Source organism: Pseudomonas rosaeacicularis, from assembly GCF_057128745.1.
Genome location: NZ_JBSKHT010000002.1, coordinates 169,414 through 193,856, shown reverse-complemented (window position 1 = coordinate 193,856; position 24,443 = coordinate 169,414). Strand labels below are relative to the sequence as shown.

The following is a 24,443-nucleotide window of genomic DNA, read 5'->3' as shown; positions in this document are numbered from 1 at the left end:
CGATCTACCCCCGACAATAACAATCCCAGGAGATCCACCCATGCTTCGCATCGCAGTCCTCGGCGCAGGCCGCATCGCTAATATCCATGCTGCCAATGTGGCGGCGAACCCTGACGTGATTCTCTCGGTGATCGCCGACCCATGGCGTGAAGGCGTCGACACGCTCGCCGCCAAACTGGGTTGCGCAGCGGCCTATGACTGCGCAGCGGCCATCGAGCGTGACGACGTGGACGCCATTGTGATCGGCACCCCCACCGACACTCACATCGACCTGATGCTGCGCGCCGTGAAACTGGGCAAGCCAGTGCTGTGTGAAAAACCGATCGATCTGGATTTCGCCAAAGCGGCCAAGGCCGTGGACGAGATTGAACGGCAGAACGGCAAAGTGATGCTGGGTTTCAATCGCCGCTTTGACCCCGACACCCTTGCGATGCGCAAAGCCATTGCCGCCGGGACCATCGGTGAGGTGCGTCAGGTGGTGATCACCAGCCGTGACCCTGGTCTGGCGCCGGTGGAATACCTCAAGCACTCGGGCGGGATCTTCCGCGATATGACCATTCACGACTTCGATACTGCCCGCACGCTGTTGGGGGAAGAACCGGTGGAGGTCATCGCCATCGCCAGCCGTCTGGTCGAACCTGCATTGGCGCAGATCGACGATTTCGACAGCGTGATGGTGCTGCTACGCACGGCTTCAGGTAAGCAATGCCACATCAACTGCTGCCGTGAAGCGGTGTATGGCTACGACCAGCGGCTGGAAGTGTTCGGTTCAAAAGGCATGCTGCTCAATGAAAACCATCGCCCGAGCACCGTGCGTAGCTGGACTGCTAGCCAGACCGAAGTTCGCGAGCCGCTGATGAACTTCTTCCTTGAGCGTTACGCCGATTCCTATCGCATTGAGCTTGAGCACTTCATCGACGCCGTGGTCTCTGGCGACAACCTCCCCAGCACCGCCCGCGACGGCCTCAAAGCGCTGCACCTGGCAAATTGCGCGATTGAATCGATCAAGACCGGGCGTGCGATAGCCCTGTAGGAGCCAACTTGTTGGCGAAGCGGCCAGCGAGGTGTGTATGCCGGGCCGCCTCGCGAATGAATTCGCTCCCACAGGTTTTGCATAATGCGTGAATCGGCAGCGATCTAATTTCAACACCGCAACTTGCACTAGGCACAAATCCTGTAGGAGCTGCCGAGGCACGATGGCTGCGATTGCGGTTTGTCTGACCCACCGCTTCGCAGCCTTCGGCAGCTCCTACAAGGAATTTGTATTCGCCGCCCATTTTTGGATTGACCCGAAACCCGTGGGAGCGGACCTGTCCGCGAAGAGGCCGGTATTGCCGATACAACTATAGCGTCGGTTGAACAGCCTTCGCGGACAGGTCCGCTCACACAGGTTTCCGATCTCGATCAAAAATGCGGAGTGCCGGGCTCGTCTTTTTCATCGACCAGGCCCCAATCGGCGGCGTTGGCCTGGGGTGCAGGCTGAGGCGCCGGGGGCGGTGTGGTGATTTCGCTGACGCCGTTCTCACCGTGCAGCTTCAGGCGCAGCCGGACGTTGTTCATGGAATCGGCGTTTTTCAGGGCTTCGTCTTCGCTGATCACGCCTTCCACCGCCAGGTCGTACAGCGCGTTGTCGAAAGTCTGCATGCCAACGTGGGTGGATTTCTCCATGATGCCCTTCAGCTCGCTCAGCTCATTGCGATGAATCAGATCACGAACGGTTGAAGTACCCAACATGACCTCAACGGCCGCTCTACGCTTGCCGTCCTTGGTCTTGACCAGCCGCTGGGACACAAACGCCTTGAGGTTGTTGCCCAGATCGTGGAGCAGCTGCGCGCGGCGATCTTCGGGGAAGAAATTGATGATCCGGTCCAGCGCCTGGTTAGCGTTGTTGGCATGCAGGGTCGAGATTGCCAAGTGCCCGGTGTCGGCAAACGCCAAAGCATGCTCCATGGTTTCGCGGTCGCGGATTTCGCCGATCAGGATTACATCCGGTGCCTGGCGCAGCGTGTTTTTCAGCGCGGCGTGGAAGCTGCGAGTGTCGACGCCCACTTCGCGCTGATTGATGATCGATTTCTTGTGCTTGTGAATGAACTCGACCGGGTCTTCGATGGTGATGATATGCCCGCTGGCGTGGCGGTTGCGGTGATCGATCAACGCCGCCAGCGACGTCGATTTACCCGATCCCGTAGCGCCGACAAACAGCACCAGCCCGTTTTTTTCCATGATCACGTCGAGCAGCACCTCGGGCAGGTGCAGGTCTTCGAATTTCGGGATGTCGAGCTTGATGTTGCGCGCGACGATGGACACTTCGTTGCGCTGCTTGAAGATGTTGATACGGAAGCGCCCGATGCCACCCAGCGAGTAGGCCAGGTTCATTTCAAGATCACGCTCGAAATCCTGGCGTTGCTCGCTGTCCATGATGCTGTCGGCGATCTTCGCGATATCGCCGGGCTTCAACCCTTCAGTGCTCAACGGCTTGAGCACGCCGTTGAACTTGGCGCAAGGTGGCGCGCCGGTAGACAGATAAAGGTCCGATCCATCCTGGCTGGCCAGAATCTTCAACAACGCCGGAAAATCCATAACTGCACCGCACAAGTAAGGTAAGAAGACGGCAGGTCGCCACATCATGCGACCTTGTACCCCGGACAGCGTTCGCTCATCCGATCAAGGATTAGGAAATTACCTGAAAGCGCAGCACAAAGGCATAATGCGCGGCGTTTTTCTCGAGACGATTATTTTCATGAAAGCTCAAGCACGGCACATTCTGGTCAAGACCGCTGAAGAAGCCGAACAACTCAAACAGCGGATCGCCAAGGGTGAAGCCTTCGATGTGCTGGCCAAGAAGTACTCGACCTGCCCGTCCGGCAAGCGTGGCGGAGATCTGGGCGAAGTGCGGCCTGGTCAGATGGTCGGGGCGATTGACCAGATCATTTTCAAAAAACCGCTGCGTGTGGTCCATGGGCCGGTTAAGAGCAAGTTCGGATATCACCTGGTGCAGGTTTTTTATCGGGATTGATAACAAGCCTTCCGGCTAGATGAGAATCCCGTGGGAGCGGACCTGTCCGCGAATAGGCCGGTGCGGACCGATACATATCCGGCGTCTGGAAGTCAGTCTTCGCGGACCTGTCCGCTCCCACGGGGCATGGTGCCCCATTCGATCAACCCGGCATCACACTCCTGGGGATCAACGCCCCGGGATGCTGTATCACCAGACTCGCCAACCGATGCCCCGCCTCTGCCGCATCCACCGGACTGCCGCCGCGCAGACGCCGCGCCAGATAGGCGGCGCTGAATGAATCCCCCGCCGCCGTGGTGTCGATCACTTTGTGCACCGAGTGCGCGGCAATCTCGAAACGCGCGCCCATCGACTCCACCAAACAACTCCGGGCTCCGCGCTTGACCACCACCTCGCTCACGCCCATCGCGCGATAGGTCGCCAGCAACTGCTCGGTGTCAGTAAAGCCGAACAGCGCCTGCTCGTCGTCTTCGGTCAGCAGCGCCAGATCCACCTCATGCATCACCGCTCGGTAGGCTTGCTGGGCCTGTTCAACGCTGCGCCACAGACGCGGGCGATAGTTGTTATCGAATGCCACCCGAACCCCGCGATCACGGGCCTCGCCCAACGTCGATAACAGCCGCGCCCTGCCCACTTCGCCCAGCACCGCCAAGGTAATCCCGCTAAAATACAGCACGTCGTACTCCGGCAGCGCGGCCAGAATCGGCTCGGCCGCAGGCGTTGTGAAGCAATCGCGCACCGCCGCTTCGTTGCGCCAATACAGAAAGCGCCGCTCGCCATTGGCATCGGTCTGAATGCAGTACAAACCGGGCAACCGACCGGGCAGACGTTGAACCTTGCTCAGGCCGATGCCTTCGTCAGACCAGACATCACACATCGCGTCGCTGAAGCTGTCATCGCCCAGCGCAGTGACGTAATCCACCTGCGCAGCTGAGCCCAACAAGCGCGACAGATACACTGCCGTGTTGAGCGTGTCGCCGCCGAAACTCTGATTGATATTGCCGTTGGCGTGCTGCTGCAACTCAATCATGCATTCGCCGATCAGCGCGACTTTCGGGTGACTGTGGCTGATTAATTCGCTCATGGCGTCAAAAATCCCCTTGGCTGGCCGTGATCAGAAACAGGTGTCCAGGGTTTCGATGACGCTCAGGTCGTCGTCCACCAGACAGCCCGTACGCCACTTGTCGAAGGTCAGGCACGGGTGCGAAGTGCCGAAGGAAATGATGTCGCCGATCTTCAACTCAACGCCCGGCGCGACAGTCATGAACGCGTGCTGATCCATGACAGCGGTTACTTTGCAGGCGCTGACGTCATCGCCCTTGGCCGGCACCACTCCGGCCTTGTAACGCAGCAACGGGCTGGGCATGCCAGCGTCGAACGCCACATCGCGCTTGCCCAAAGCGATCACCGCAAAACCCGGCTCCGGCATCGACTGTACGTGGGCCCAGACCTCCATGGCCGGTTGCAGGCCTTCGGTCAGATCGTCGCGGCGGTCGAGCACGCAGCATTGCGCTTCTTTATAGATGCCGTGGTCGTGGACGACGTAGCTACCAGGGCGCAACACGCTGAGGAAGCGATCGCGTACTTGCTGCTTGTCGAATTCTTCGGCGATCAGGTCATACCAGGCCGAACCCGACGCCGTGACAATCGGCCGATCCAGGGCAAACGCGCCCTTGTCCTGCAGCGTGACCGCCAGACGCACCAGCGAGCTGGCGAATTCACGAATCCCGCTGACGGCGTGATCGCCATGGATCACGCCTTCGTAACCTTCGATGCCAGTGAGTTTCAGCGCAGGTTGCGCGGCAATGGCATCGGCCAGGGCCAGGACTTCCTGCTCGCTGCGGCAACCGCAGCGCCCGCCGACTACGCCGTATTCGATCATCACGTTCAGCTGCAAGCCCTGGGCTGCGAAGAATTCACCCAGCGCCTGAACGTTGTCCGGATGATCGACCATGCAGTGGAAATCGAACATCGAGTCGCCAAGCATCTCGGCGATAAGGGCCATGTTCGGCGCGCCCACCAACTGGTTGGCCATCAGCACCCGGCGTACGCCATGAGCATAAGCGGCGCGAGTCTGCACGGCAGTGGCCAGGGTCAGGCCCCAGGCGCCGACTTCAAGCTGACGACGAAACAGCGCTGGCACCATGCTGGTCTTGCCATGAGGCGCCAGTTCGGCGCCGCTGTTGCTGACGAATTTCTGCATCCAGTGCAGGTTGTGCTCCAGCGCCTGGCGGTGGATGACCAGCGCGGGCAGGCTGACGTCGCGAACCAGTTGGTCGCCTGGGTTGGCGGCGCCTTTTTGTACGAGGGCGGTGCTCATGGTGTTCTCCTGTTCTTGTTCATGGCGCGGGGTCATTGCGCGTGAGGACGCGGCTGATTGGCGAGCGCGTCAGTCGTTGACCCGCCGGGCGAGGCTGTTGGCGCTTTCGATCAGCACTCGACGGTAGTCGTCGTAATGGGTTTTGGCGTCGGCACGTGGCGCGACGATGCACAGGGTCGCGATGCAGATCCCCTGTTTGTCGTTCACCGGCGCGGCGAAACAGTGGGTGAAGGTGTCGGCGATGCTGTTGAAGGAAAAAAAACCTTCGGCATGGGCCTTTCGGATCTCGCCGAGAAACGTCTCCATTGGCAGTTCTTCGCCGTTTGGAAGGATGAAGTCCTCGGGGTCGATCAGGTCGGTAATCGCCTGATCGGTGAGATGGCCCAGCAGCAAGCGGCCGGAGGCGGTCCAGGGAATCGGCGCGTCTTCGCCGATGTCCGAGGATATCCGGAAGTGCCGGGCGCCCTCTTTCATCAGCGCCACGGTGTATTTGCGACCATTGAGCAGGCACATTTGCGCCGTTTCACGGGTCTGCTCGACGATTTCGGTCAGGCTGACTTCGGCTTCACGGGTGAAGTCGAAATGGCGCAGATGAGCTTGTCCGAGGAAGTACAGCTGGCGTCCCAGATAGACGTGGCCGTCCTTGCCGACGGTTTCCAGAATCCGCCGCTCCAGCAATGAAGCAACCAGTTCATACACCGTCGATTTGGGACTGCCGATGCCGCTGGCGATCTCGTTCGGGCGCATGGGCGTGCCCGTTTCCTTGAGGAAATCAAGAATATCGAACGCCCGGTCCAGACCACGGGCCCTGCGTTTGATCGTGTCTTCGGTCATGGTTGGATTATCCATCGGTGCAGATACTTCCTGAAAGATTGCGGGCATTCTACTTGTTGGAGCGAGCGGGCGGCGTTCCGACTTGCCCGCGAAGCTGTGACCTTGGTTTGTCAGACACACCGCATTCTCTGCTTCGCGGGCAAGCCTCGCTCCAACAGGTACGGTGTCAAATCTGTAGGAGCGAATTTATTCGCGAAAGGCCGGTACAGGCGAATCATATTCAGCGGCCAAGACACCGATTCGCGAATAAATTCGCTCCTACAGGGTTATGCCATGCTTACGGCTTCTTTTTATAAGCAATGCAATCGATCTCGACCTTGCAGTCCACCATCATGTTGGCTTGCACGCATGCGCGGGCCGGGGCGTGTTCGGGGGTGAAGTATTCGCCGAAGACTTTATTGAAGCTCCAGAAATCCCGAGGGTCTTCCAGCCAGACGCCCACGCGTACCACGTCTTTGAGTTCGTAACCGGCTTCGGTCAGGATCGCCACCAGGTTTTCCATGGTCTGGCGGGTCTGTTCAATAATCCCGCCGTTGATGATCTCGCCATCCACTGCCGGCACCTGCCCTGAAACATGCAGCCAACCGTCTGCCTCGACCGCGCGAGCGAAAGGCCGTGGCTGACCGCCACCTGCTGTGCTACCAGCGCCGTAACGAGTAATGCTCATGAGAAATCTCCTTTGATTGAGCGGTAAAAAGCGTTTTTAAAAACGAATGTTCTTGAGAAATTCAGCCAGCCGCGCTGATTTGGGCTGTTCAAACAAAGCCTTCGGCGGCCCCTGTTCTTCAATGCGGCCCTGATTCATGAACACGATCTGGTCCGACACTTCATACGCAAAGCGCATTTCGTGGGTCACCAGCAACATGGTCATGCCCTCCTCGGCCAGCCCCTTGATCACGCTCAGCACTTCGCCGACCAGCTCCGGGTCGAGGGCTGAGGTCACTTCGTCGAACAGCATCAGACTGGGGTTCATGGCAATGGCGCGGGCAATCGCAACCCGCTGCTGCTGACCACCAGAAAGCTGACCGGGAAAGTGATTGCGACGCTCCAGCAAGCCCACCCGATCCAGCCACTTTTCGGCCAGGGCCACTGCCTGATCCTTGGGCATCTTTTTGACTTTGAGCAGGCCAAGGGTGACGTTCTGCAGCGCGCTCATGTGCGGGAACAGGTTGAACTGCTGGAACGCCATGCCGGTCATGGCGCGGTGTTGAGCGATGACCTTTTCCGGATGGCGCACACGCTTGCCGTTGACGTCGCTGTAACCGATGTCCTGGCCTTCGAGGCGAATGTGCCCGCCCTGAAACTCTTCCAGCAGATTGACGCAGCGCAACAGCGTGGTCTTACCCGAGCCGCTGGAGCCGATCAGCGTCACGACGTTGCCTTTGTTCATCTTCAGATCGACGCCCTTGAGCACTTCGACCGGGCCATAGGATTTGTGCAGCCCTTCAATGCTCAGCAAAGCCGGGGCGGCGGTAGCGGTTTGAGTCTGTGTCATGGCAAGGCCACCCGTTTTTCGATTTGCCGACCAAGAAGCTCGATGGCGTAGTTGATGATGAAGAACAGAAATCCGGCGAACAGGTAAAACTCGAGGGTCATGAAATTACGCGCGATGACCTGTTGCGTGCTCAGCAGCAGCTCGGCCACACCGATCACCGACAGCAAGGTCGAGGCCTTGACGATCTCGGTGGACGAGTTGACCCAGGTTGGCAGGATCTGGCGCAGCGCTTGGGGCAACAGCACGTAGCTCAGGGACTGGCTGAACGTCAGACCGATGGCTTTACCCGCTTCAAGCTGCCCGCGCGGGATGGCTTGCAGCGCACCGCGCACGATCTCGGCCACATGGGAGCCGCAAAACAGCGTCAGCCCAAGTGCACCGGCCTGAAACGCACTGATCTGCCAGCCCAATGCCGGGGCCATATAGAAGCAGGCCAGCACCAGCACGAAGACCGGGGTGCCGCGAATCAGATCCACGTAAACCCGAAACGGCAAACGCGACCAGAGCGTGCCGTAGGTCAGGATCAAACCGGCGAACACGCCGATCACGGTGCCGCAGACAATCGCCAGCGCCGAGCACTGAATGCTGGTCAAAAAGCCCGACCACAGGGCCTCGCGGGCGATCCACAGTTCATGCAGCCAGGTAGGTTGTTCGTACATGCAGGCCTCCTAGCGGCGAATCGCCAGACGCTGTTCGAGGTAACGCAGCAGCATGGCGATGAGGTAACAGGCGGCAACGTACAGCGCCGTGGTCACCAGCCAGGTTTCAATCACCCGGTAGCTCTCGACGTTGATCTTGCGCGCGTAGTAGGTCAGTTCCGGCACGGCGATGGCGGCTGCCAGCGAGGTGTCCTTGAACAGCGAAATGAAGTTGTTCGACAGCGCTGGCAGCACGTTGCGCAGCATCACCGGCACCACTATGTAGGCCCGCACTTGCCATTCGCCCAGACCGATGGCCAGTCCCGCTTCGCGCTGGCCCTTGTGAATGCTGAGCAATCCTGCGCGGAACACTTCGGTCAGGTAAGCGCCGGCATACAGCGAGAGCGTGACGATGAACGAGGCGATCTTGTCCATGCGAATGCCAAGGCTGGGCAGCGCGAAGTAGATCAACAGGATCAACACCAGAATCGGCGTGTTGCGCACCACCGTGACGTACACCGAGGCGATGATGCGCAGTGCGCGAAACTTCGAGAGCATGGCGAACGCCATCATCAGCCCGATCACGCAACCGATGGCAATCGAGATCAGCGCCAGCTCAAGGCCCAGCCCCAGGCCCGACAGCAGACTGGGAAAGTCCCGCCAGACCGCTGCAAAATTCAACTGATAGTTCATGGTCAGCAGTACCTGGGACGGGAAGACTCGATTGCCTTCCCTGCCCCTTCAGTAGCGGTTCGCGTTATTTGTATTCCATCGGGAAGCCAATCGCCGGAACCGGCAGATCGACACCGAACCACTTCTTGAACGATTCGGCGTAAGTCGGGAATTCCACGCCGGTCATGGCTTCATGCAGCGCAGTGTTGACGAAGTTCAGCCAGTCCTGATCGCCACGCTTGACGGCACAGGCGTAGGTTTGCGGGCTCCACGCGAACGCCGGGGAACGGTAGCGGCCGGGGTTCTGCACCATCAGGTACTTGACCGAGGACTGATCGGTGGCGGCAGCGTCGGCACGACCGGAGTTGATCGCCTGATACATCAGATCAACGCTGTCGTACTGATCGACTTTGGCTTTGGGCAGCGCCTGGTGCACCAGTTCTTCGGCGTAGACGTTCTGCAGTACGGCCACGGTAACGCCGTCGCCAGCGCCCTTCAGGTCGTCGATTTCTTTGTATTTGCTGTTGGTCGGCAGCAGCAACGCGACGCCTTCGCGGTAGTACGGCAGCGTGAACGCCACTTGTTGCGCGCGGCTGGCTGTGACGGTGATGAACTGGCAGCTCATGTCGACCTTGTCGGTCAGCAGGTTCGGAATGCGCGCGTCGGAGGACTGCACCACGAACTCGACTTTGCTCGGGTCGTTGAACAGGCCCTTGGCGACGATGCGCGCGATGTCGATATCAAAACCCTGCAATTTGCCGTCGGCGCCCTGGAAATGCCACGGCGCATTGGTGCTGCCGGTGCCGACTACCAAGTGGCCGCGCTGCAGCACGCTGTCGAGTTTGCTGTCAGCTGCTTGTGCAGTTCCGACCATCGTGGCGGTTGCCGCCAAGAGGAGCGCACAAGCTTTCAAAAAAGAAGGTCTGCATTGCATGGGAAAAACTCCGCCGATTTTTAGTTTTTTCCGCTATAGCGGAAGTTGGTGTGTAACAACGGAATGAATTGCAGAAAGTGTGCCACAGAACAGCTGCCATACAACACCCTGGATAAAAGCGAGCAGGATCAAAGCACTAACGGCATCACCCGCGATCTCGGTGCGACGGGCCGGGAATCGGGCGCTACCGTTCGCCACAAAATGCAGTAACGCGGCGCTAAAGCTGTGCATCGCCGCGCCACAAGGGCGCATCGACTGCTACCGCCATAGCCGCACTGCCTGGCAATTGCTGTGCTATTAAATAGGCCGTTGAAACTCGACCCACTGCGGGACTGTTCGAATGCTGCCGACCCCTGTACTACGTTCAACCAACCATCGCTTTGCGCACGTCCGGCTGTGGCGCGGCCGAGTCGGGCTAGCTCTGGTCGCATCCCTGTCGGTATTGGCGGGCATGACTGACGCGATCGGCTTTATGGCCACCGGGGATTTTGTGTCGTTTATGAGCGGTAATACGACGCGCCTGGCGGTGGCCATCAGTGACGGCGACGTGTCGTTGATCGGCAGGCTGTGCGCTTTGGTGCTGGCGTTCATCGCCGGCAATGCGCTGGGAATCGTCATCAGCCGCTTCAGTGGCAGGCGAGCCATCACGTTGCTGTTGTGCCTCGCCGCAATGCTGAGTGTGTCCGCTTCACTGCCCCACGCCTGGCAGACGTTCGCACTGCTGATCGGCATCGTCGCCATGGGCATGCTTAACGCTGTGGTCGAACAAGTGAACGGCTTGCCCATCGGACTGACTTATGTGACCGGCGCGCTGTCCAGATTTGGACGAGGCCTGGGACGCTGGCTGGTCGGGGAACGCCGCGATGGCTGGCGAGTCCAGTTGGTGCCTTGGACCGGCATGTTCGCTGGCGCGGTATTGGGAGCCTTGCTCGAGCAAAGATTGGGGCTCAGTGCGCTGTACTTCAGCGCGCTGCTTGCTGCGATCATCGCTGCCGCGACGTTGATCATCCCGCGCCGCTGGCAACTGGGGTACATGCCCCGTTGATCTAGACTTTTTCAAGGCAGGGCAGATTGCGCCGACATTACGATGGACGGGGCTCGCAAAAGGAACTTTGGCACCGTTCATGCTTCTTTACAGTTGTATTACTTTTTTGTGACAGAAGCATCGTGCCTAGCAGGAGGATGTATGAAACAGCGAGCGACCATCATTTGCCAACGTGAGGATCAAGTCCTTTACGTGCGTAAGCCCAAATCGAAATGGACGCTGCCTGGTGGCAAAGTGGAAAGTGACGAGACGCCCTCACAAGCGGCTGAGCGTGAGCTGCGTGAAGAAACCGGGCTGATCCTCAACGAGCTGGCGTACGTCACCCAATTTGCGGGGGGTGAAGTGATGCATCACGTCTTCGAAGTCTCGGTGACCTCCATCGCTACCCCCTCGCCCAAGAATGAGATTGCCGACTGCCGTTGGTTCACCGCCAAGCAGTTGGCCGGCATGAACGTCCATCCTGCGGCGAAATCGATCGTTAAAGCGTTTCTGAGCAATGCGATTCCTTGAATCTCTTCACACAACTTTCACATTGGATCCGTTACTGTTCACTTGCTCCGTAACGCAGTACGTTTAAGCCCGCTACCCCCCATCGCGGGCTTTTTCTTGCCTGCGATTTGGCAACGCCCTAGTTTCCCCGGCGTTTAGCCGCCTCCCCTGCAGAGATACGCTTGTTGAGATCGTAGTAATGAGCGAAGCAGATGCCCAACGAAAACTTGCCAGCTTCGGCGCAGTCACGTGGCGGGACGTTATTGTTCTTCTCGGACATCGACTTGACCACCGCCGCCGTCAGTAACGACTTTACGCTGTCGTTGAATACGTCGTTGTGGTCCTTGATAAAGCTTTTGGGTGCCGAAATGAATTGCACAGGGTCGTTTTCGAAGCACGGAAATCTGTCCTTCGTCGCCTTGGCCAGATCATCCGAGCAATAAGATTCAAATCCCCAGATTCCGATTCTATCGGAAGGCGCGATCTTGATTTCGGATGAGGTCTGGACCGGAACCTGTGCCCGATTAGAGATGGCGACATACCTTGCCGACGAAGAATTGTCTGCAATCTCGTCACTCATGTAGCCGGTGCGAAACGCGTCATAGTTGCCGATCGTGTTGTGATCCAGGCTGGTTTCCGCGATGTGGTACGTATGGCCGTAGTAGTCTCGATACAGCACGGTTTGATTCCACGTTAGATCAACCCCCAGGAACTGACCGATAGGAAACGCCACATTGGTCGGCAGGTCAGCCCGGGAACTGACGACGTACATCAGTGACGGCACGGGCTTTTTCATAGCACCGACTTTCATGCTGTTCTCCTTCAGCAATAGGCCCAGGTCGGCCTCAACTGCAGGATTGAGCAGCACCACTGCGTCGCCGAAAGGTTTGACCGATTCACCCCGTTGCTGGTCGAGCATTTTCTCCATCAGCGTGTCGTTCAGGGCGGACAGCACGATGGCGCTGCCAAAGCTGTGCCCCGCTGTCAGCATGAAATTGCCCTTCCTGGCCGCGGAAATGCTCTCCAGCTTCAGCAGAAATTCGGTCACACCGCCGCGTCCGACCTCTTCAGCCGTCGCCTTGCGATCCCAGAACGTGAGGTTCTCCACCCCCAAGCCGTGAAAACTCATGCCACGCCAACCGATATAAATACCGATCAGTTTTTTTTTGCCAGTGGCCTCGGAAATCGCCAGGTGCTCAAGGGCCTCCTTGAAACTTTCGACGTTACTGTCTTCGGTAGACGCATTGTGTTTCCAGCCATGCACGAAGATCACCAAGGCCACGTTCCCGGCATTGGACGCCTGGGTGATCTTGTTCAACAGCGTGGTGGTTTGGTCAGGGTTGAAGTCGTTGCCTCGCTCGGAATACTCGACAAAGCCCAAATCATATTTGCCATGAACTTCGTAAAAACTACCGCACCCCTTCCAGTGCTCGCAGGCAACGCCGTCTTCGGTCCGAAAAGGCGCGTTGGACACGCACCCGCCCAGCAGTAGCAGTAAACCAACCAGAAGCTTCCTCATCGCACGATCCTTTCTGACAAGACCCGATAAGCTCAACGTTCATGGCTCGAATTCCATTTCCAGGGTGATCGGAATACCGCGACTGGGCCTGACAGTCAGGCAACTATTGAAGGATGGGTGAGATGTGGCGGTTCGTCCAATGGCTGTTAGCGTGAGAGGTGAATCTCTGCGTCCAGATGAAGGGCCTGCAAAAAGGCGCTGTCATGGGAGACCACAATCAAGGCGCCTTGATATTGGTCCAACATCTGCTCAAGTGCGATCCTGCTGGGTAGGTCCAGATGGTTGTCCGGCTCGTCCAGTAACAGCAGCTGGGGTGGTCGCTGTGAGTAGAGCTGCGCAGCGAGCGCGATCTTCAAGCGTTCGCCGCCGCTCAACTGGCAGGTCTTGAGCACCGCACGGTCAGCATCAATGCCCATCTGTGCCAAGCGAGTTCGTGCCTCGGCCTCGGGCAGCTCAGAATTGCTGGCGTGGAGCCATTGCACCGCCGTACGTTCGGGGTGCAACAACCCGGCGTGTTGATCCAGCCAACCGATATGGCCACTGCGGATGAGTTCGCCCCCGGGCGCCGCCAGTTGACCAGCAATAACCCGGAGCAAAGTGGATTTCCCGCTGCCGTTGGCACCCAGAAGCGCTATACGCATCGGCCCGGTCAGCGTCAGATTGATCGGCGTCGCGTGTCCGAACGGGAGCACTACGTCGTTGAGTTGCACTATCAGCTTGCCACTGGGCACGACGCTTTCCGGCGACAACATCATGCGTTGAATGTCAGGGGCGCACCTCGAACGGGCTTCGGCGATCCGCGTTTGTTGCTGCTCCCGGGCAACCTGCTGGTTAAGGCGTAGTTTGCCCTGACTGTTTTCACTGCGCTCTTTCTGCGCATTGGTGATCAACTTTGTCTGATTACCGTCACGGGCGTGACGGTCGCCGCGGGCATTGCGCCGTTGCTGACGTTCCGTCTGCACGACCATCTCACGTTGCTCACGCTTGGCCTGCGTCCGCTCTCCCTGTAATGCCAACTGGAACGAATGCTGCTCCTGCTCGCGTGTCGCCCAATATTGGCTGTAGTTGCCGCCATACACCGCCAGTCCAGACGGCGACAGATCAACGATCTCGCCGACATGCTCCAGAAGACTTCGATCGTGGCTGATTAGCACCAAGCCGTTGGGCCAGCGGTCGATTTGCTGCGCAAGCTTGTGCTGCTGATCTGCATCCAAGTGGTTGCTGGGCTCGTCGAGAACAAGCCAGTCGGCGCGGGATAACCACGCCCCCATCAGGGCGATGCGTTGCCGTTCGCCACCGCTGAGTGCGCAGGTCCGCGCGTCGGCATTCAGATGAGCCAGGCCAATCTGCTGCAGCTCCGCTTCCAGGCGCGTGGCGCAATCCCACTGATCCACCGCCAGCGAATGGTCTTCATCGTCGACACTGCCTTGGGCAATGCGCTCAAGCGCAGCCAGAATATGATCGACCCCGGCCAGCGCGGCAACGGTGGGATAGCGCTCCGGCTCCAGTGACTGCGCCACGGCGTAAATCTGCCCTTCGCGACGGACCATACCGCTGGTGGGCAGTTGCTCCCCCGTCAGAAGCCGGCCCAGCAAGGACTTGCCACAGCCATTGGCGCCAACGATGCCAGTGGCCCTGGTACTGAAGGTGTGGTTCAAGTGGTCGAACAGTACGCGCCCGTCGGGCAGGTTGAACGACACTTGATCTAGTTGGAGTAACCGTTGAGTCATGATGCTTCCTTAAAAACCAGCGCCGGTAGGCGTTGAACAGCTCCCTGAAAATGGAACACGGATGCTCAGTGATCAGCCGACCTAGCTCCGTAGGCCTAGTTTATCTTCGAGGGCGTTATGCAAAAAGCCCCGCAGTGGGCCGGGCGGGAATGATCAAATCCGACCTTTCCCTTCGACAATCCAAGATCTCCACTGCAACATGCAGAAACCCCTCGTTTATGCGAGAATGCCGCCACTGTCCGGCACATCCCCCTAATTCCAATAAGCTGCAGCTCCCCTCACGGGTCGACGCTGCAGCTTATTTTTTGCCTGTCGGGTCCATCGAAAACCCGTGGTGGTTACACGTCGAGCGCTGACATTTCCAGCCGCGACTGAAGACATCCACCCCCAAGCTATTGAAAGGTAAGGTAATTGATCTCCACCGCTAACATCACCATGCAATTTGGCGCCAAACCTCTGTTCGAGAACGTCTCGGTCAAGTTCGGCGGCGGCAACCGTTATGGCCTGATCGGTGCCAATGGTTGCGGCAAGTCCACCTTTATGAAGATCCTCGGCGGCGACCTGGAGCCTTCGGGTGGGCAGGTGATGCTGGAGCCGAACGTGCGTCTGGGTAAATTGCGCCAGGACCAGTTCGCTTACGAAGAATTCTCCGTGCTCGATACCGTGATCATGGGTCATGAAGAGCTGTGGAAGGTCAAGGCCGAGCGCGATCGCATTTATTCGCTGCCGGAAATGACCGAAGCCGACGGCATGGCGGTCGCGGAGCTGGAAACCGAATTCGCCGAGATGGACGGCTACACCGCCGAATCCCGCGCCGGCGAGCTGTTGTTGGGTCTGGGTATCGGTATCGAGCAGCACAACGGCCCGATGAGCGAAGTGTCGCCGGGCTGGAAACTGCGTGTTTTGCTGGCCCAGGCGCTGTTCTCCGATCCTGAAGTGCTGCTGCTCGACGAGCCAACCAACCACCTGGACATCAACACCATTCGCTGGCTGGAAAACATTCTGACCCAGCGTTCGAGCCTGATGATCATTATCTCTCACGACCGTCACTTCCTGAACAGCGTGTGCACCCACATGGCTGACCTGGATTACGGCGAGCTGCGTCTGTTCCCGGGCAACTACGACGAGTACATGACCGTGGCGACCCAGTCCCGCGAGCAATTGCTGTCGGACAACGCCAAGAAGAAAGCACAGATTTCCGAGCTGCAATCGTTCGTCAGCCGCTTCTCGGCCAACGCCTCGAAAGCCAAGCAGGCCACCTCTCGCGCCAAGGCGATCGACAAGATCCAGCTGGCCGAGGTCAAGCCATCGAGCCGTGTCAGCCCGTTCATTCGTTTCGAGCAGACCAAAAAGCTGCACCGTCAGGCGGTTATTGTTGATCGCATGGCCAAGGGCTTCGACGGCAAGACCCTGTTCAAAGACTTCAGCTTCCAGGTTGAAGCCGGCGAGCGCGTGGCGATCATCGGCCCGAACGGTATCGGTAAAACCACCCTGCTGCGCACCTTGGTCAACGAGTTGTCGCCAGATGCCGGTACGGTCAAGTGGACGGACGCGGCGGAGCTGGGTTACTACGCTCAGGATCACGCCTCGGATTTTGAAGACGAATCCAACCTGTTCGACTGGATGGGTCGCTGGACTCAAGGCGGCGAGCAAGTGGTTCGTGGCACCTTGGGCCGCATGCTGTTTTCCAACGATGACATCCTCAAGTCGGTCAAGGTGATTTCCGGTGGTGAGCAAGGCCGCATGCTGTTCGGCAAGCTGATCCTGCAAAAGCCGAACGTGCTGATCATGGACGAACCGACCAACCACTTGGACATGGAATCCATCGAAGCGCTGAACCTGGCGCTGGAAAACTACCCCGGCACGCTGATTTTCGTCAGCCACGACCGTGAGTTCGTGTCGTCTCTGGCAACCCGCATCATCGAGTTGAGCCCGAGCGGCGTGATCGACTTCAGCGGCACTTATGACGATTACCTGCGCAGCCAAGGCGTGGTTTTCTGATTCATCGCTAGATCAAAGAGCCCTGCCTTAAAAGCAGGGCTTTTTTATGGGCGCAGGCTTTGCTACCGATCTTCAGGCCTGACCCAATACTGTTGGAGCGAGGCTCGCCCGCGAAACTGACGACGCGCTGTGTCAGGTGAGACCGCGGCGTTAGCTTCGCGGGCAAGCCTCGCTCCTACGGGATTGGCGTAGTACAGCAGCGCCACAGATTCATCGTGGGAGCGAACCTGTTCGCGAAGGCGGTGCTTCAGGCGACAGGGATGTAGTGGGTGTACCTACCCCTTCGCGGATAGGTCCGCTCCCACGGGTTTTGCATCCACTGGGGACCTAGGCAGCACGCGGCACTTGTTGGAGCGAGGCTTGCCCGCGAAGCTCAGGACGCGGAGTGTCAGGTGAAACCGCGGCGTTAGCTTCGCGGGCAAGCCTCGCTCCAACGGGATTTTACGTGAACCCGGAAATCAGCAGCGCCACAGACTCATCGTGGGAGCGAACCTGTTCGCGAAGGCGGTGCTTCAGGCGACAGGGATGTAGTGGGTGTACCTACCCCTTCCCGGACAGGTCCGCTCCCACGGGTTTTGCATCCACTGGGGACCTAGGCAGCACGCGGCACTTGTTGGAGCGAGGCTCGCCCGCGAAGCTCAGGACGCGGAATGTCAGATGAAACCGCGGCGTTAGCTTCGCGGGCAAGCCTCGCTCCAACAGGATTTACGTGAACCCGAAAATCAGCAGCGCCGCAGATTCATTGTGGGAGCGAACCTGTTCGCGAAGGCGGTGTTTCAGGCGACAGGGATGTGGTGAATGTACCAGCCCCTTCGCGGACAGGTCCGCTCCCACGGGTTTTGCATCCACTGGGGACCTGGGCAGCGCGCGGACCTAAGGAGCACGCTCCAACTGAACTCTCAAAGTTGGTTAGGCCATTAACGTTAGGCTGCTTTCTTTTACCGTGCTCACACGCCATGATGACGGCACTCCCACCGCCTGCCAGCGAAGAGCCCAATGTCTGCCGCCCTGCCCCCGCAAACACCCGCCTCAAACGCCAACTCCATGGCAATTACTCTGCAAATCGTATCCATCGTGTTCTACACATTCATTGCCTTCCTGTGCATTGGCCTGCCGATCGCCGTGATCCCCGGTTACGTGCATGACCAGCTCGGTTTCAGTGCAGTGATCGCCGGCATCACTATCGGCGCGCAATACCTGGCCACGCTGCTCAGCCGCCCGGTGGCCGGGCGAATCTGCGACAACATCGGCACCAAGCGCGCGATTGTCTATGGATTGGCCGGGATTGCCGTAAGCGGCGTCCTGACTGTTCTGGCAGTCCTGCTCCAGGAAATGGCTCAGGTCAGCCTGACGATTCTGATCATTTCCCGTTTGTTCCTCGGCGTGTCCCAAGGCCTGATCGGCGTGGGCACGATCAGTTGGTGCATCGGCCAGGTGGGAGCGGAACACACGGCCCGTTCGATTTCCTGGAACGGGATCGCCTCCTACGGCGCCATTGCCATTGGCGCTCCGCTGGGCGTAGTGATGGTCGGCAGTCTGGGTTACATCACGCTGGGTTTTGCGTTGACGATCATGGCGTGCGGCGCCTTACTGCTGATCCGCAACAAACCTTCGGTACCGGTGGTCCGCGGCGAGCGCATGCCGTTCTGGTCAGTGTTTGGCCGCGTAGCGCCGTTCGGCCTCAGCCTGACTCTGGCCTCCATTGGCTACGGCACCCTGACCACCTTCATCACAATGTTTTACATCAGCCGTGGCTGGGAAGGCGCGGCGTGGTGCCTGACCGTGTTCGGCATCTGTTTCATCGTGGCGCGTCTGCTGTTTATCAACGCGATCAACCGTTTCGGCGGGTATCGCTCGGCAATCACCTGCATGGCGGTTGAGACGATCGGGCTGGTGCTGCTGTGGGTGTCGCCCAGTACGGAAATCGCCTTGTTGGGCGCAGCGTTTGCGGGGTTTGGTCTGTCGCTGGTCTATCCGGCCATCGGCGTGGAAGCGATCAAGCAAGTGCCCAACAGCAGTCGCGGCGCTGGGTTGAGCGCTTATGCGGTGTTCTTTGATCTGGCATTGGCCATCGCCGGGCCTTTGATGGGCGCGATCGCTTTGGGCATGGGTTATGGCTGGATCTTCTTTTTTGCGGCGCTGTTATCGGTGGCAGCCCTGGGGCTGACGATGATGTTGTCGCGACGCGCCAGCATCGACACGCGAGTGTGAAACCACAGCCGAGCGTGACCGCTGACCCGAAGCGCTGAACCCCCAGAGAGGCTGTCGGTCCCAGTTACACCCCTTTGGTAATCTGGAGCGTGCGTGTGACACCCGACCCTGCTGGTATGAACGCAGCGCCCGCTGACATCGAAAATGCGCCTGACGTGCACCGTTTGCGAGTGCTGACTGTCAACACGCACAAGGGCTTCACGGCACTCAATCGTCGCTTCATCCTCCCCGAATTGCGTGAAGCGGTGCGCAGCACCAGCGCCGATCTGGTCTTTTTGCAGGAAGTGCTGGGCGGTCATGACCGCCACGCAACGCGTTATCAGGATTGGCCGAGCATGTCGCAGTACGAATTCCTTGCGGACAGCATGTGGAGCGATTTTGCCTACGGCCAAAACGCGGTGTATCCCGACGGTCATCACGGCAATGCCCTGCTGTCCAAATACCCGATCATTCGCCATCGCAATCTCGACGTATCGATTACAGGCCCCGAGCGGCGTGGTTTGCTGCACTGCGTTTTACAAGTGCCAGGGCACGATGAAGTACACGCCATTTGCGTGCATTTGAGTTTGCTGGAGAGCCATCGCCAACTGCAGCTGGACTTGCTGTGTCAGCTGCTCGAATCGCTGCCTGACGATGCACCAGTGATCATCGCCGGCGATTTCAATGACTGGCAGCTGCAAGGCAATAAGCGCCTGGGCCGTTGCGACTATTTGCATGAAGTGTTCGAGCGCAATAACGGACATCTGGCGAAGACCTACCCCGCGCGTTTTCCGATGCTGCGGCTAGACCGCATTTACTTGCGCAATGCCACCAGCCATTCACCTCGCATCCTGGGCAATCGCCCATGGACGCACCTCTCCGACCACCTGCCGCTGGCGGTCGAGGTGCACATGTAGGCTGCGCACCAGTGCGTGCGATAGACCGCCGGTCGCTCATCACGTTGACGCGCTGCTGGTTGCATCCTTCACTGAACAATGACCGTACTGAAACGACTCAGTACCGCTGGACGGCCATCGGGCAAGTTTTGGATATTTTTCGCTCCCTCTGACCACAGGCTCAGGGAGAGCGGACATGGATATCGACATTCGACACAACGGCAGGTGCGGCGCTTGCTGGATATTGGCTTGCCTGTGCATGACGGCCCCGTCCACCTCCCAGAGCGCCTGCAACCTGGTGTCGACCCTGGGCGGCGACACGCAAACCTGCGACAGCGGCAGCAGCGGTCCGCTGACCAATCCCGGTGGGAACAACGTTTTGATTTTCCCGGCGGGAGGCACCGGTTCCATCGTCGGCAGCGTCACATTCGGCTCCGGCAACGACCGCATCGACATGAACTCCGGCAGCATTGTCGGCGACTTCAATCAAGGCGCCGGTACTGATCAATTCCGTATCACCCAAGGGACGATCACCGGCGACGTCAATCAGAGCTTCGACCCGGACAACTTCTTCATGAGCGGCGGCACGATGCGCTCGCTGACCCAAGGTGACGGCTTCGACACCTTCCTGATGACTGGCGGCACCATCACCAACGCCTTTGAAGACGGCGATTCCGCACGCATGACGGGCGGCACCATCGGCCGAGTGGACTTGAAGCTCGATGACAACCTGTTCGACATGTCCGGTGGCACCATCGTCAATAACCTGGTGGCAGGCTTCGGCAAGGACACCATCATCGTGTCCGGCGGGTTAATCGGCGGGGCGATCAGCGTCAGCGGTGGCAACGACAGGATTACCTTCAGCGGCGGCGAGGTGCGCGGTGGCGTGCGGGCCAGCTTCGGCGACGATGTATTCGTCTGGCGCGATGGCGGTTTCATGCGCGGCGGTGTGTTGATGGCGGACGGCAATGATCGCGCATCGCTGGCTGATCTAACGGAAGTTAACCTGTCGTCCAATCCTCTGCTCGACGGCGGGCCCGGGATCGACGCCTTGAGCTTTGATGCCGTGAGTACCGCAGTCCCCGGCCGCTACCTCAACTGGGAAACGGTCAATCTGGGCAATGGCTCGCAACTGGATCTGGCCGGCAACTTCGTGCTGGGCGACAGCGCGACCGGCACGGGTGTGTTCAACGTGGATGCCAGCAGCGTGGTGCGCTCGACTGCAGGCTCCTTCAGCCCGTTCACCGGTAGTCAGTTGGCGACGCTGAACAACGCCGGCACGCTGGATATGACCACTGGCAGTACCAGCGCCGCTGACACCCTGACAGTGCGTGGCAATTACGTGGGCAACAACGGGCGGCTGTTGTTGCAATCGGTCTTGGCGGGTGATGAGTCACCCAGCGACAAGCTGGTGGTGTCGGGCGGCGCTCTGAGCGGCACCACGCAGATCGACGTCACCAACCTCGGTGGTCAGGGCGCCTTCACGCCGCAGAACGGCATCCAGGTGGTTGAAGCCAGTGACGGCGCCATCAGCGATAACACCGCGTTTTCACTCAAGGGGTCGCTGTCGGCTGGCGCTTACCAGTACTACCTGTTCAAAGGCGGCGTGCAAGCGGGCACTGAAAACAACTGGTACTTGCGCTCGGCGGTGCTGTCATTGCCGCTGCCGCCCGCTGTTCCGCCGGCTTCGCCACCTGTTACGCCACCTGTTACCCCGCCCGTTACGCCACCGGTCGCGCCGCCAGTGACGCCAGTGACACCCCCCGATGTTCCAGCGCCACCGGTCACGCCGCCCGTTACGCCGACGCCACCACCGGTTCCACCTCAGCAACCGGATGCACCTACCCCAATTTTGCCGGCGGCTGTGGCGCCGGTCGCAGCTATCGGCACTCCCGCCCTGCCCGCTCCAGTGCAAGGCGCGGCGCCTTTGCCCTTGTATCGCCAGGAGGTCCCCAATTACTCGGTCATTCTGCCCGCGGTCGCCGTGCTGTTGAACACCACGCTGGGCACCTTTCACGATCGCCAGGGCGATCAAAGCCTGCTCGACGAGCACGGCGCAGTGCCTGCGGGATGGGGCAGAATTCTGAGTAATGATTTCAAGCAGAGCTGGTCCGGCACGGTTGACCCGAAACTGGATGCGTCAATCAAGGGCTACCAGATCGGCCACGACGTATACGCCGCGCAAACAAACGGCGGCAGCAATCACCGGCTGGGATTTTTTGTCGCGCACAGCCGAATGGACGGGCACGTCGAGGGCTTCGCCGACGGGTTCGAGCAGAGCAAAACCGGCAAGGTCAAACTTGAGGGTGACTCGTTAGCTGCTTACTGGACCTTGGTTGGCCCCTCGGCTGGCTACATCGACGCGGTTGTCATGGGTACGCGACTCGACGGGTACAGCCGCTCCAATCGGGGCGTGCGCATCGACACCAAGGGCCACGCGCTGAGCCTGTCGCTTGAGGCCGGCTACCCGATCACGCTATCGCCGCATTGGGTCATCGAGCCGCAGGTGCAGTTTATTCACCAACGCATCGACCTGGACGGGCAAAACGACGGGATCGCCGATGTGTCTTTTGATTCAGACGCCTACAACACCGGCAGAGTCGGCGCTCGGCTCAAAGGCAATTATGTGGTGCAAGGCGTGCCGGTTGAGCCCTATGTGCGGACCAACCTGTGGCGTACGTTTGGCGGCAACGACACCGTCACTTTCGACCATGTCACGCGCATTGAGAGCGATCACCATTCGACGACAGCGGACCTGGGCGTTGGCTTTATCGCGAAAGTGGGCGACGGCGTCAGCGTTTACGCCAGCGCCGATTACAGCAGCGACGTGGATGACAACGACCTGAACGGCGTGATCGCCAATCTTGGGGTGCGTGTGAGTTGGTAGGGATACCAATGGGTGGGTTTGCTTCGGAATCAGTGTTTAGACGAGACACTGCTCATAAAAAAGCCAGGCACTCGTACCGCGCGCCTGGCCCTTTCATTCAGCTATCCGAGATCAGAAAATATTGATCGGATAATCGGCGATCAGACGGAATTCGTTGATGTCGCCTTCGGCCTGGTCAGCATTGCCACGGTGCCATGCCTGACGCATGCGCAAGGACAAGTCCTTGAGCGAACCTGTCTGAACCACGTACTTGGCTTCGACGTTGGTTTCGTGGTGCTTGCCGTCTTCGCCGTAGCCGTATCCGCCATAAGTGCTGTTAGAAGGCAGGTGGCTGCCGTCGATATCATCACCGGTGATATAGCGCGCCATGAAGCTGAGACCGGGCACGCCATAACTTGCCATGTTCAAGTCGTAACGGGCTTGCCAGGATTTTTCGCCCGGGCCGTTGAAGTCCGAATATTGAACCGAGTTCGCCAGAAAGATCGAGTCGCCTGTATCGCCAGGACCGTTAGTCCCGAAGGCCACATAATCGAAAGGGGTATCGCCATGAACTTTCTGATACGCCAGTGTCACGGTGTGTGCCGTCAGGAACGAATAAGCGGCTGCCAGCGACCAGGTGGTGTTGCTGATATCGCCCGCTTTGGCTGAACCCGCATCATTAGTGCGATAGATATTGAAATCGAAGTTCACCGACTGTTGGTCGGAGATCGGCTGGGTGTAATTGACGTTGGCGTAGTACTGATCCCACACATCTTTGAGGTTGGAACCATACAGGCTCAGAGACAAGTTATCGGACACCGCATACTTGGCGCCGGCGTAATCAATGCTCGACGCCGTGACGTTGGCATAGGAAGCAAAGATATCGTGATCACTGTTGGTAGTGACCGGGCCATTGCCGCCGGTAAAGTGACCACCGTCCAGTTCCAGACCGGCGATTTCGCTGCTCAGCAGGTTGAAGCCAGTGGCCGTCTGCGGGAACAGACGTGAACCGCCTGCGGCAAATACCGGGGCTGTCGGCTGTAGGTTGCCGTAGCGCAGTTCGGTTTTGGAGATGCGCATTTTGATCGCACCGCCGGCGGTGCCGTACTCGTCTTCCGGGTCGCCGTGGCGATCGACTGGCAGGTTACCGGTGCCCGCCGTGCCGCCACCGCCATCGAGTTTGATGCCCCAGTAACCGTAGGCATCAACGCCAAATCCCACGGTGCCTTGTGTGAAACCGGAGCTGAAGTTACCCAGCACGCCTTGGGTCCAGTCCTTGCGGTCGCCACCGCCGTTCTTGCCATCACGGTTGAAATAGTAATTTTTCAGGTGGACGGTAAGGCTGCTGTCCTCGACAAAACCCTTGGTTTCGGATTGGTCACTGACAACCCCTGCTGCCGCCAGTTGACTCACGCCCAGCGAAACCGCGAGCGTTACGAGGTTCCATTTCACAAACGTCATTGTTATCCCCTGTTTCAATAAAGGCCCACCGTTCAGAGCACCTGAAGCACGGGGTTTCCCCTGGTTCAGGCGATATAAGAACGGTGGAGTACGCGCTATGGCAGATGGGCTAAATACATCGATACCGTCATTGAAACTCACGGTTAATTACAGGCTTGAATCCCGTCTCGTTATTGTCCCGCACGCGCCACTCGCGCTACGGATTGCAGGGTGTGCTCCCCTTGCCAAAAAACTTTTAGCACTTTCCCGGCCAGCCAATGATCAATGAGTCGTGATAGTCACTATCGATTATCGTAATAGTGGGATTCGCGAAGGCAGTGTTACCGTTGTCGGCGAT

General features: G+C 59.0%; 20 protein-coding genes. 8 read left to right on the top strand and 12 right to left on the bottom strand.

Translation table 11 applies throughout. The annotated features are described in order from the left end of the window. Positions 1-40: 40 nt before the first annotated feature. Positions 41-1,033: an inositol 2-dehydrogenase gene (iolG, locus tag ACWKWM_RS03355; RefSeq protein ID WP_483844739.1), complete on the top strand. Its 993-nt coding sequence runs from the start codon at positions 41-43 to the stop codon at positions 1,031-1,033. A gap of 371 nt (positions 1,034-1,404) precedes the next feature. Here iolG and ACWKWM_RS03350 read toward each other — a convergent pair whose 3' ends face one another. Then, positions 1,405-2,580, bottom strand: a complete 1,176-nt coding sequence (locus ACWKWM_RS03350) for a PilT/PilU family type 4a pilus ATPase (protein ID WP_483844738.1) — start codon at positions 2,578-2,580, stop codon at positions 1,405-1,407. A 160-nt stretch (positions 2,581-2,740) separates the two neighbouring features. Here ACWKWM_RS03350 and ACWKWM_RS03345 point away from each other — a divergent pair, with 160 nt between their 5' ends. Continuing rightward, complete coding sequence (locus ACWKWM_RS03345; RefSeq protein ID WP_483835772.1) at positions 2,741-3,016, top strand: peptidylprolyl isomerase; 276 nt, start codon at positions 2,741-2,743, stop codon at positions 3,014-3,016. Between the two features lie 142 nt (positions 3,017-3,158). Here the strand turns inward: ACWKWM_RS03345 and kdgK are convergent, their stop codons facing one another. The 8 genes from kdgK to ACWKWM_RS03305 all read right to left on the bottom strand — a co-directional run bounded on the left by kdgK (position 3,159) and on the right by ACWKWM_RS03305 (position 9,909). After that, positions 3,159-4,100, bottom strand: coding sequence for a 2-dehydro-3-deoxygluconokinase (gene kdgK / locus ACWKWM_RS03340; RefSeq protein WP_483844737.1), 942 nt, complete (start codon positions 4,098-4,100; stop codon positions 3,159-3,161). A 30-nt stretch (positions 4,101-4,130) separates the two neighbouring features. After that, positions 4,131-5,336 (bottom strand): amino acid deaminase, encoded by a 1,206-nt coding sequence (locus ACWKWM_RS03335; RefSeq protein ID WP_483844736.1) that lies wholly within the window; start codon positions 5,334-5,336, stop codon positions 4,131-4,133. Positions 5,337-5,405: 69 nt separating this feature from the next. Further along, positions 5,406-6,170, bottom strand: coding sequence for an IclR family transcriptional regulator (locus ACWKWM_RS03330; RefSeq protein WP_483844983.1), 765 nt, complete (start codon positions 6,168-6,170; stop codon positions 5,406-5,408). A 277-nt stretch (positions 6,171-6,447) separates the two neighbouring features. Next, a complete protein-coding gene (locus tag ACWKWM_RS03325; RefSeq protein WP_483835775.1) occupies positions 6,448-6,837 on the bottom strand; it encodes a RidA family protein in 390 nt (129 codons plus the stop codon). A 36-nt stretch (positions 6,838-6,873) separates the two neighbouring features. Then, on the bottom strand, positions 6,874-7,665 hold the full coding sequence (locus ACWKWM_RS03320; RefSeq protein WP_483844735.1) for an amino acid ABC transporter ATP-binding protein: 792 nt from the start codon (positions 7,663-7,665) through the stop codon (positions 6,874-6,876). Further along, entirely contained in the window at positions 7,662-8,324 is a 663-nt protein-coding gene (locus ACWKWM_RS03315; protein ID WP_483835777.1) for an amino acid ABC transporter permease, read from the bottom strand. The genes ACWKWM_RS03320 and ACWKWM_RS03315 overlap by 4 nt, the downstream gene beginning before the upstream one ends. 9 nt (positions 8,325-8,333) lie before the next feature. Then, positions 8,334-8,996: an amino acid ABC transporter permease gene (locus ACWKWM_RS03310; protein ID WP_483835778.1), complete on the bottom strand. Its 663-nt coding sequence runs from the start codon at positions 8,994-8,996 to the stop codon at positions 8,334-8,336. 64 nt (positions 8,997-9,060) lie between these two features. Continuing rightward, positions 9,061-9,909 carry a transporter substrate-binding domain-containing protein gene (locus ACWKWM_RS03305; protein ID WP_483844734.1) on the bottom strand — a complete coding sequence of 283 codons (849 nt, stop codon included), beginning with the start codon at positions 9,907-9,909 and terminating at the stop codon, positions 9,061-9,063. Positions 9,910-10,249: 340 nt separating this feature from the next. Between ACWKWM_RS03305 and ACWKWM_RS03300 the strand changes: the two genes are divergently transcribed. Together ACWKWM_RS03300 and ACWKWM_RS03295 are read left to right on the top strand one after the other, a co-directional pair. Next, entirely contained in the window at positions 10,250-10,954 is a 705-nt protein-coding gene (locus ACWKWM_RS03300) for a YoaK family protein (RefSeq protein WP_483844733.1), read from the top strand. A 141-nt stretch (positions 10,955-11,095) separates the two neighbouring features. Continuing rightward, positions 11,096-11,464: an NUDIX hydrolase gene (locus ACWKWM_RS03295; protein ID WP_483844732.1), complete on the top strand. Its 369-nt coding sequence runs from the start codon at positions 11,096-11,098 to the stop codon at positions 11,462-11,464. Positions 11,465-11,582: 118 nt separating this feature from the next. Here the strand turns inward: ACWKWM_RS03295 and ACWKWM_RS03290 are convergent, their stop codons facing one another. Next, entirely contained in the window at positions 11,583-12,962 is a 1,380-nt protein-coding gene (locus ACWKWM_RS03290) for a hypothetical protein (protein WP_483844731.1), read from the bottom strand. A 146-nt stretch (positions 12,963-13,108) separates the two neighbouring features. Then, positions 13,109-14,692, bottom strand: a complete 1,584-nt coding sequence (locus ACWKWM_RS03285) for an ABC-F family ATP-binding cassette domain-containing protein (protein ID WP_483844730.1) — start codon at positions 14,690-14,692, stop codon at positions 13,109-13,111. 411 nt (positions 14,693-15,103) lie between these two features. On the opposite strand from ACWKWM_RS03285, the gene ACWKWM_RS03280 reads away from it, so the two are divergent. The 4 genes from ACWKWM_RS03280 to ACWKWM_RS03265 all read left to right on the top strand — a co-directional run bounded on the left by ACWKWM_RS03280 (position 15,104) and on the right by ACWKWM_RS03265 (position 22,666). Next, positions 15,104-16,693 (top strand): ABC-F family ATPase, encoded by a 1,590-nt coding sequence (locus tag ACWKWM_RS03280; protein WP_483844729.1) that lies wholly within the window; start codon positions 15,104-15,106, stop codon positions 16,691-16,693. A gap of 996 nt (positions 16,694-17,689) precedes the next feature. Further along, positions 17,690-18,904 (top strand): MFS transporter, encoded by a 1,215-nt coding sequence (locus ACWKWM_RS03275; protein ID WP_483844728.1) that lies wholly within the window; start codon positions 17,690-17,692, stop codon positions 18,902-18,904. Between the two features lie 116 nt (positions 18,905-19,020). Then, entirely contained in the window at positions 19,021-19,800 is a 780-nt protein-coding gene (locus tag ACWKWM_RS03270; protein ID WP_483844982.1) for an endonuclease/exonuclease/phosphatase family protein, read from the top strand. A 238-nt stretch (positions 19,801-20,038) separates the two neighbouring features. Then, on the top strand, positions 20,039-22,666 hold the full coding sequence (locus ACWKWM_RS03265; RefSeq protein WP_483844981.1) for an autotransporter family protein: 2,628 nt from the start codon (positions 20,039-20,041) through the stop codon (positions 22,664-22,666). 111 nt (positions 22,667-22,777) lie between these two features. On the opposite strand, the gene ACWKWM_RS03260 is transcribed toward ACWKWM_RS03265, so the two are convergent. Continuing rightward, the gene (locus tag ACWKWM_RS03260; protein WP_483844727.1) at positions 22,778-24,106 is read right to left on the bottom strand and encodes an OprD family porin; all 1,329 of its coding nucleotides are present in this window, start codon (positions 24,104-24,106) and stop codon (positions 22,778-22,780) included. Between the last annotated feature and the right edge of the window lie 337 nt (positions 24,107-24,443).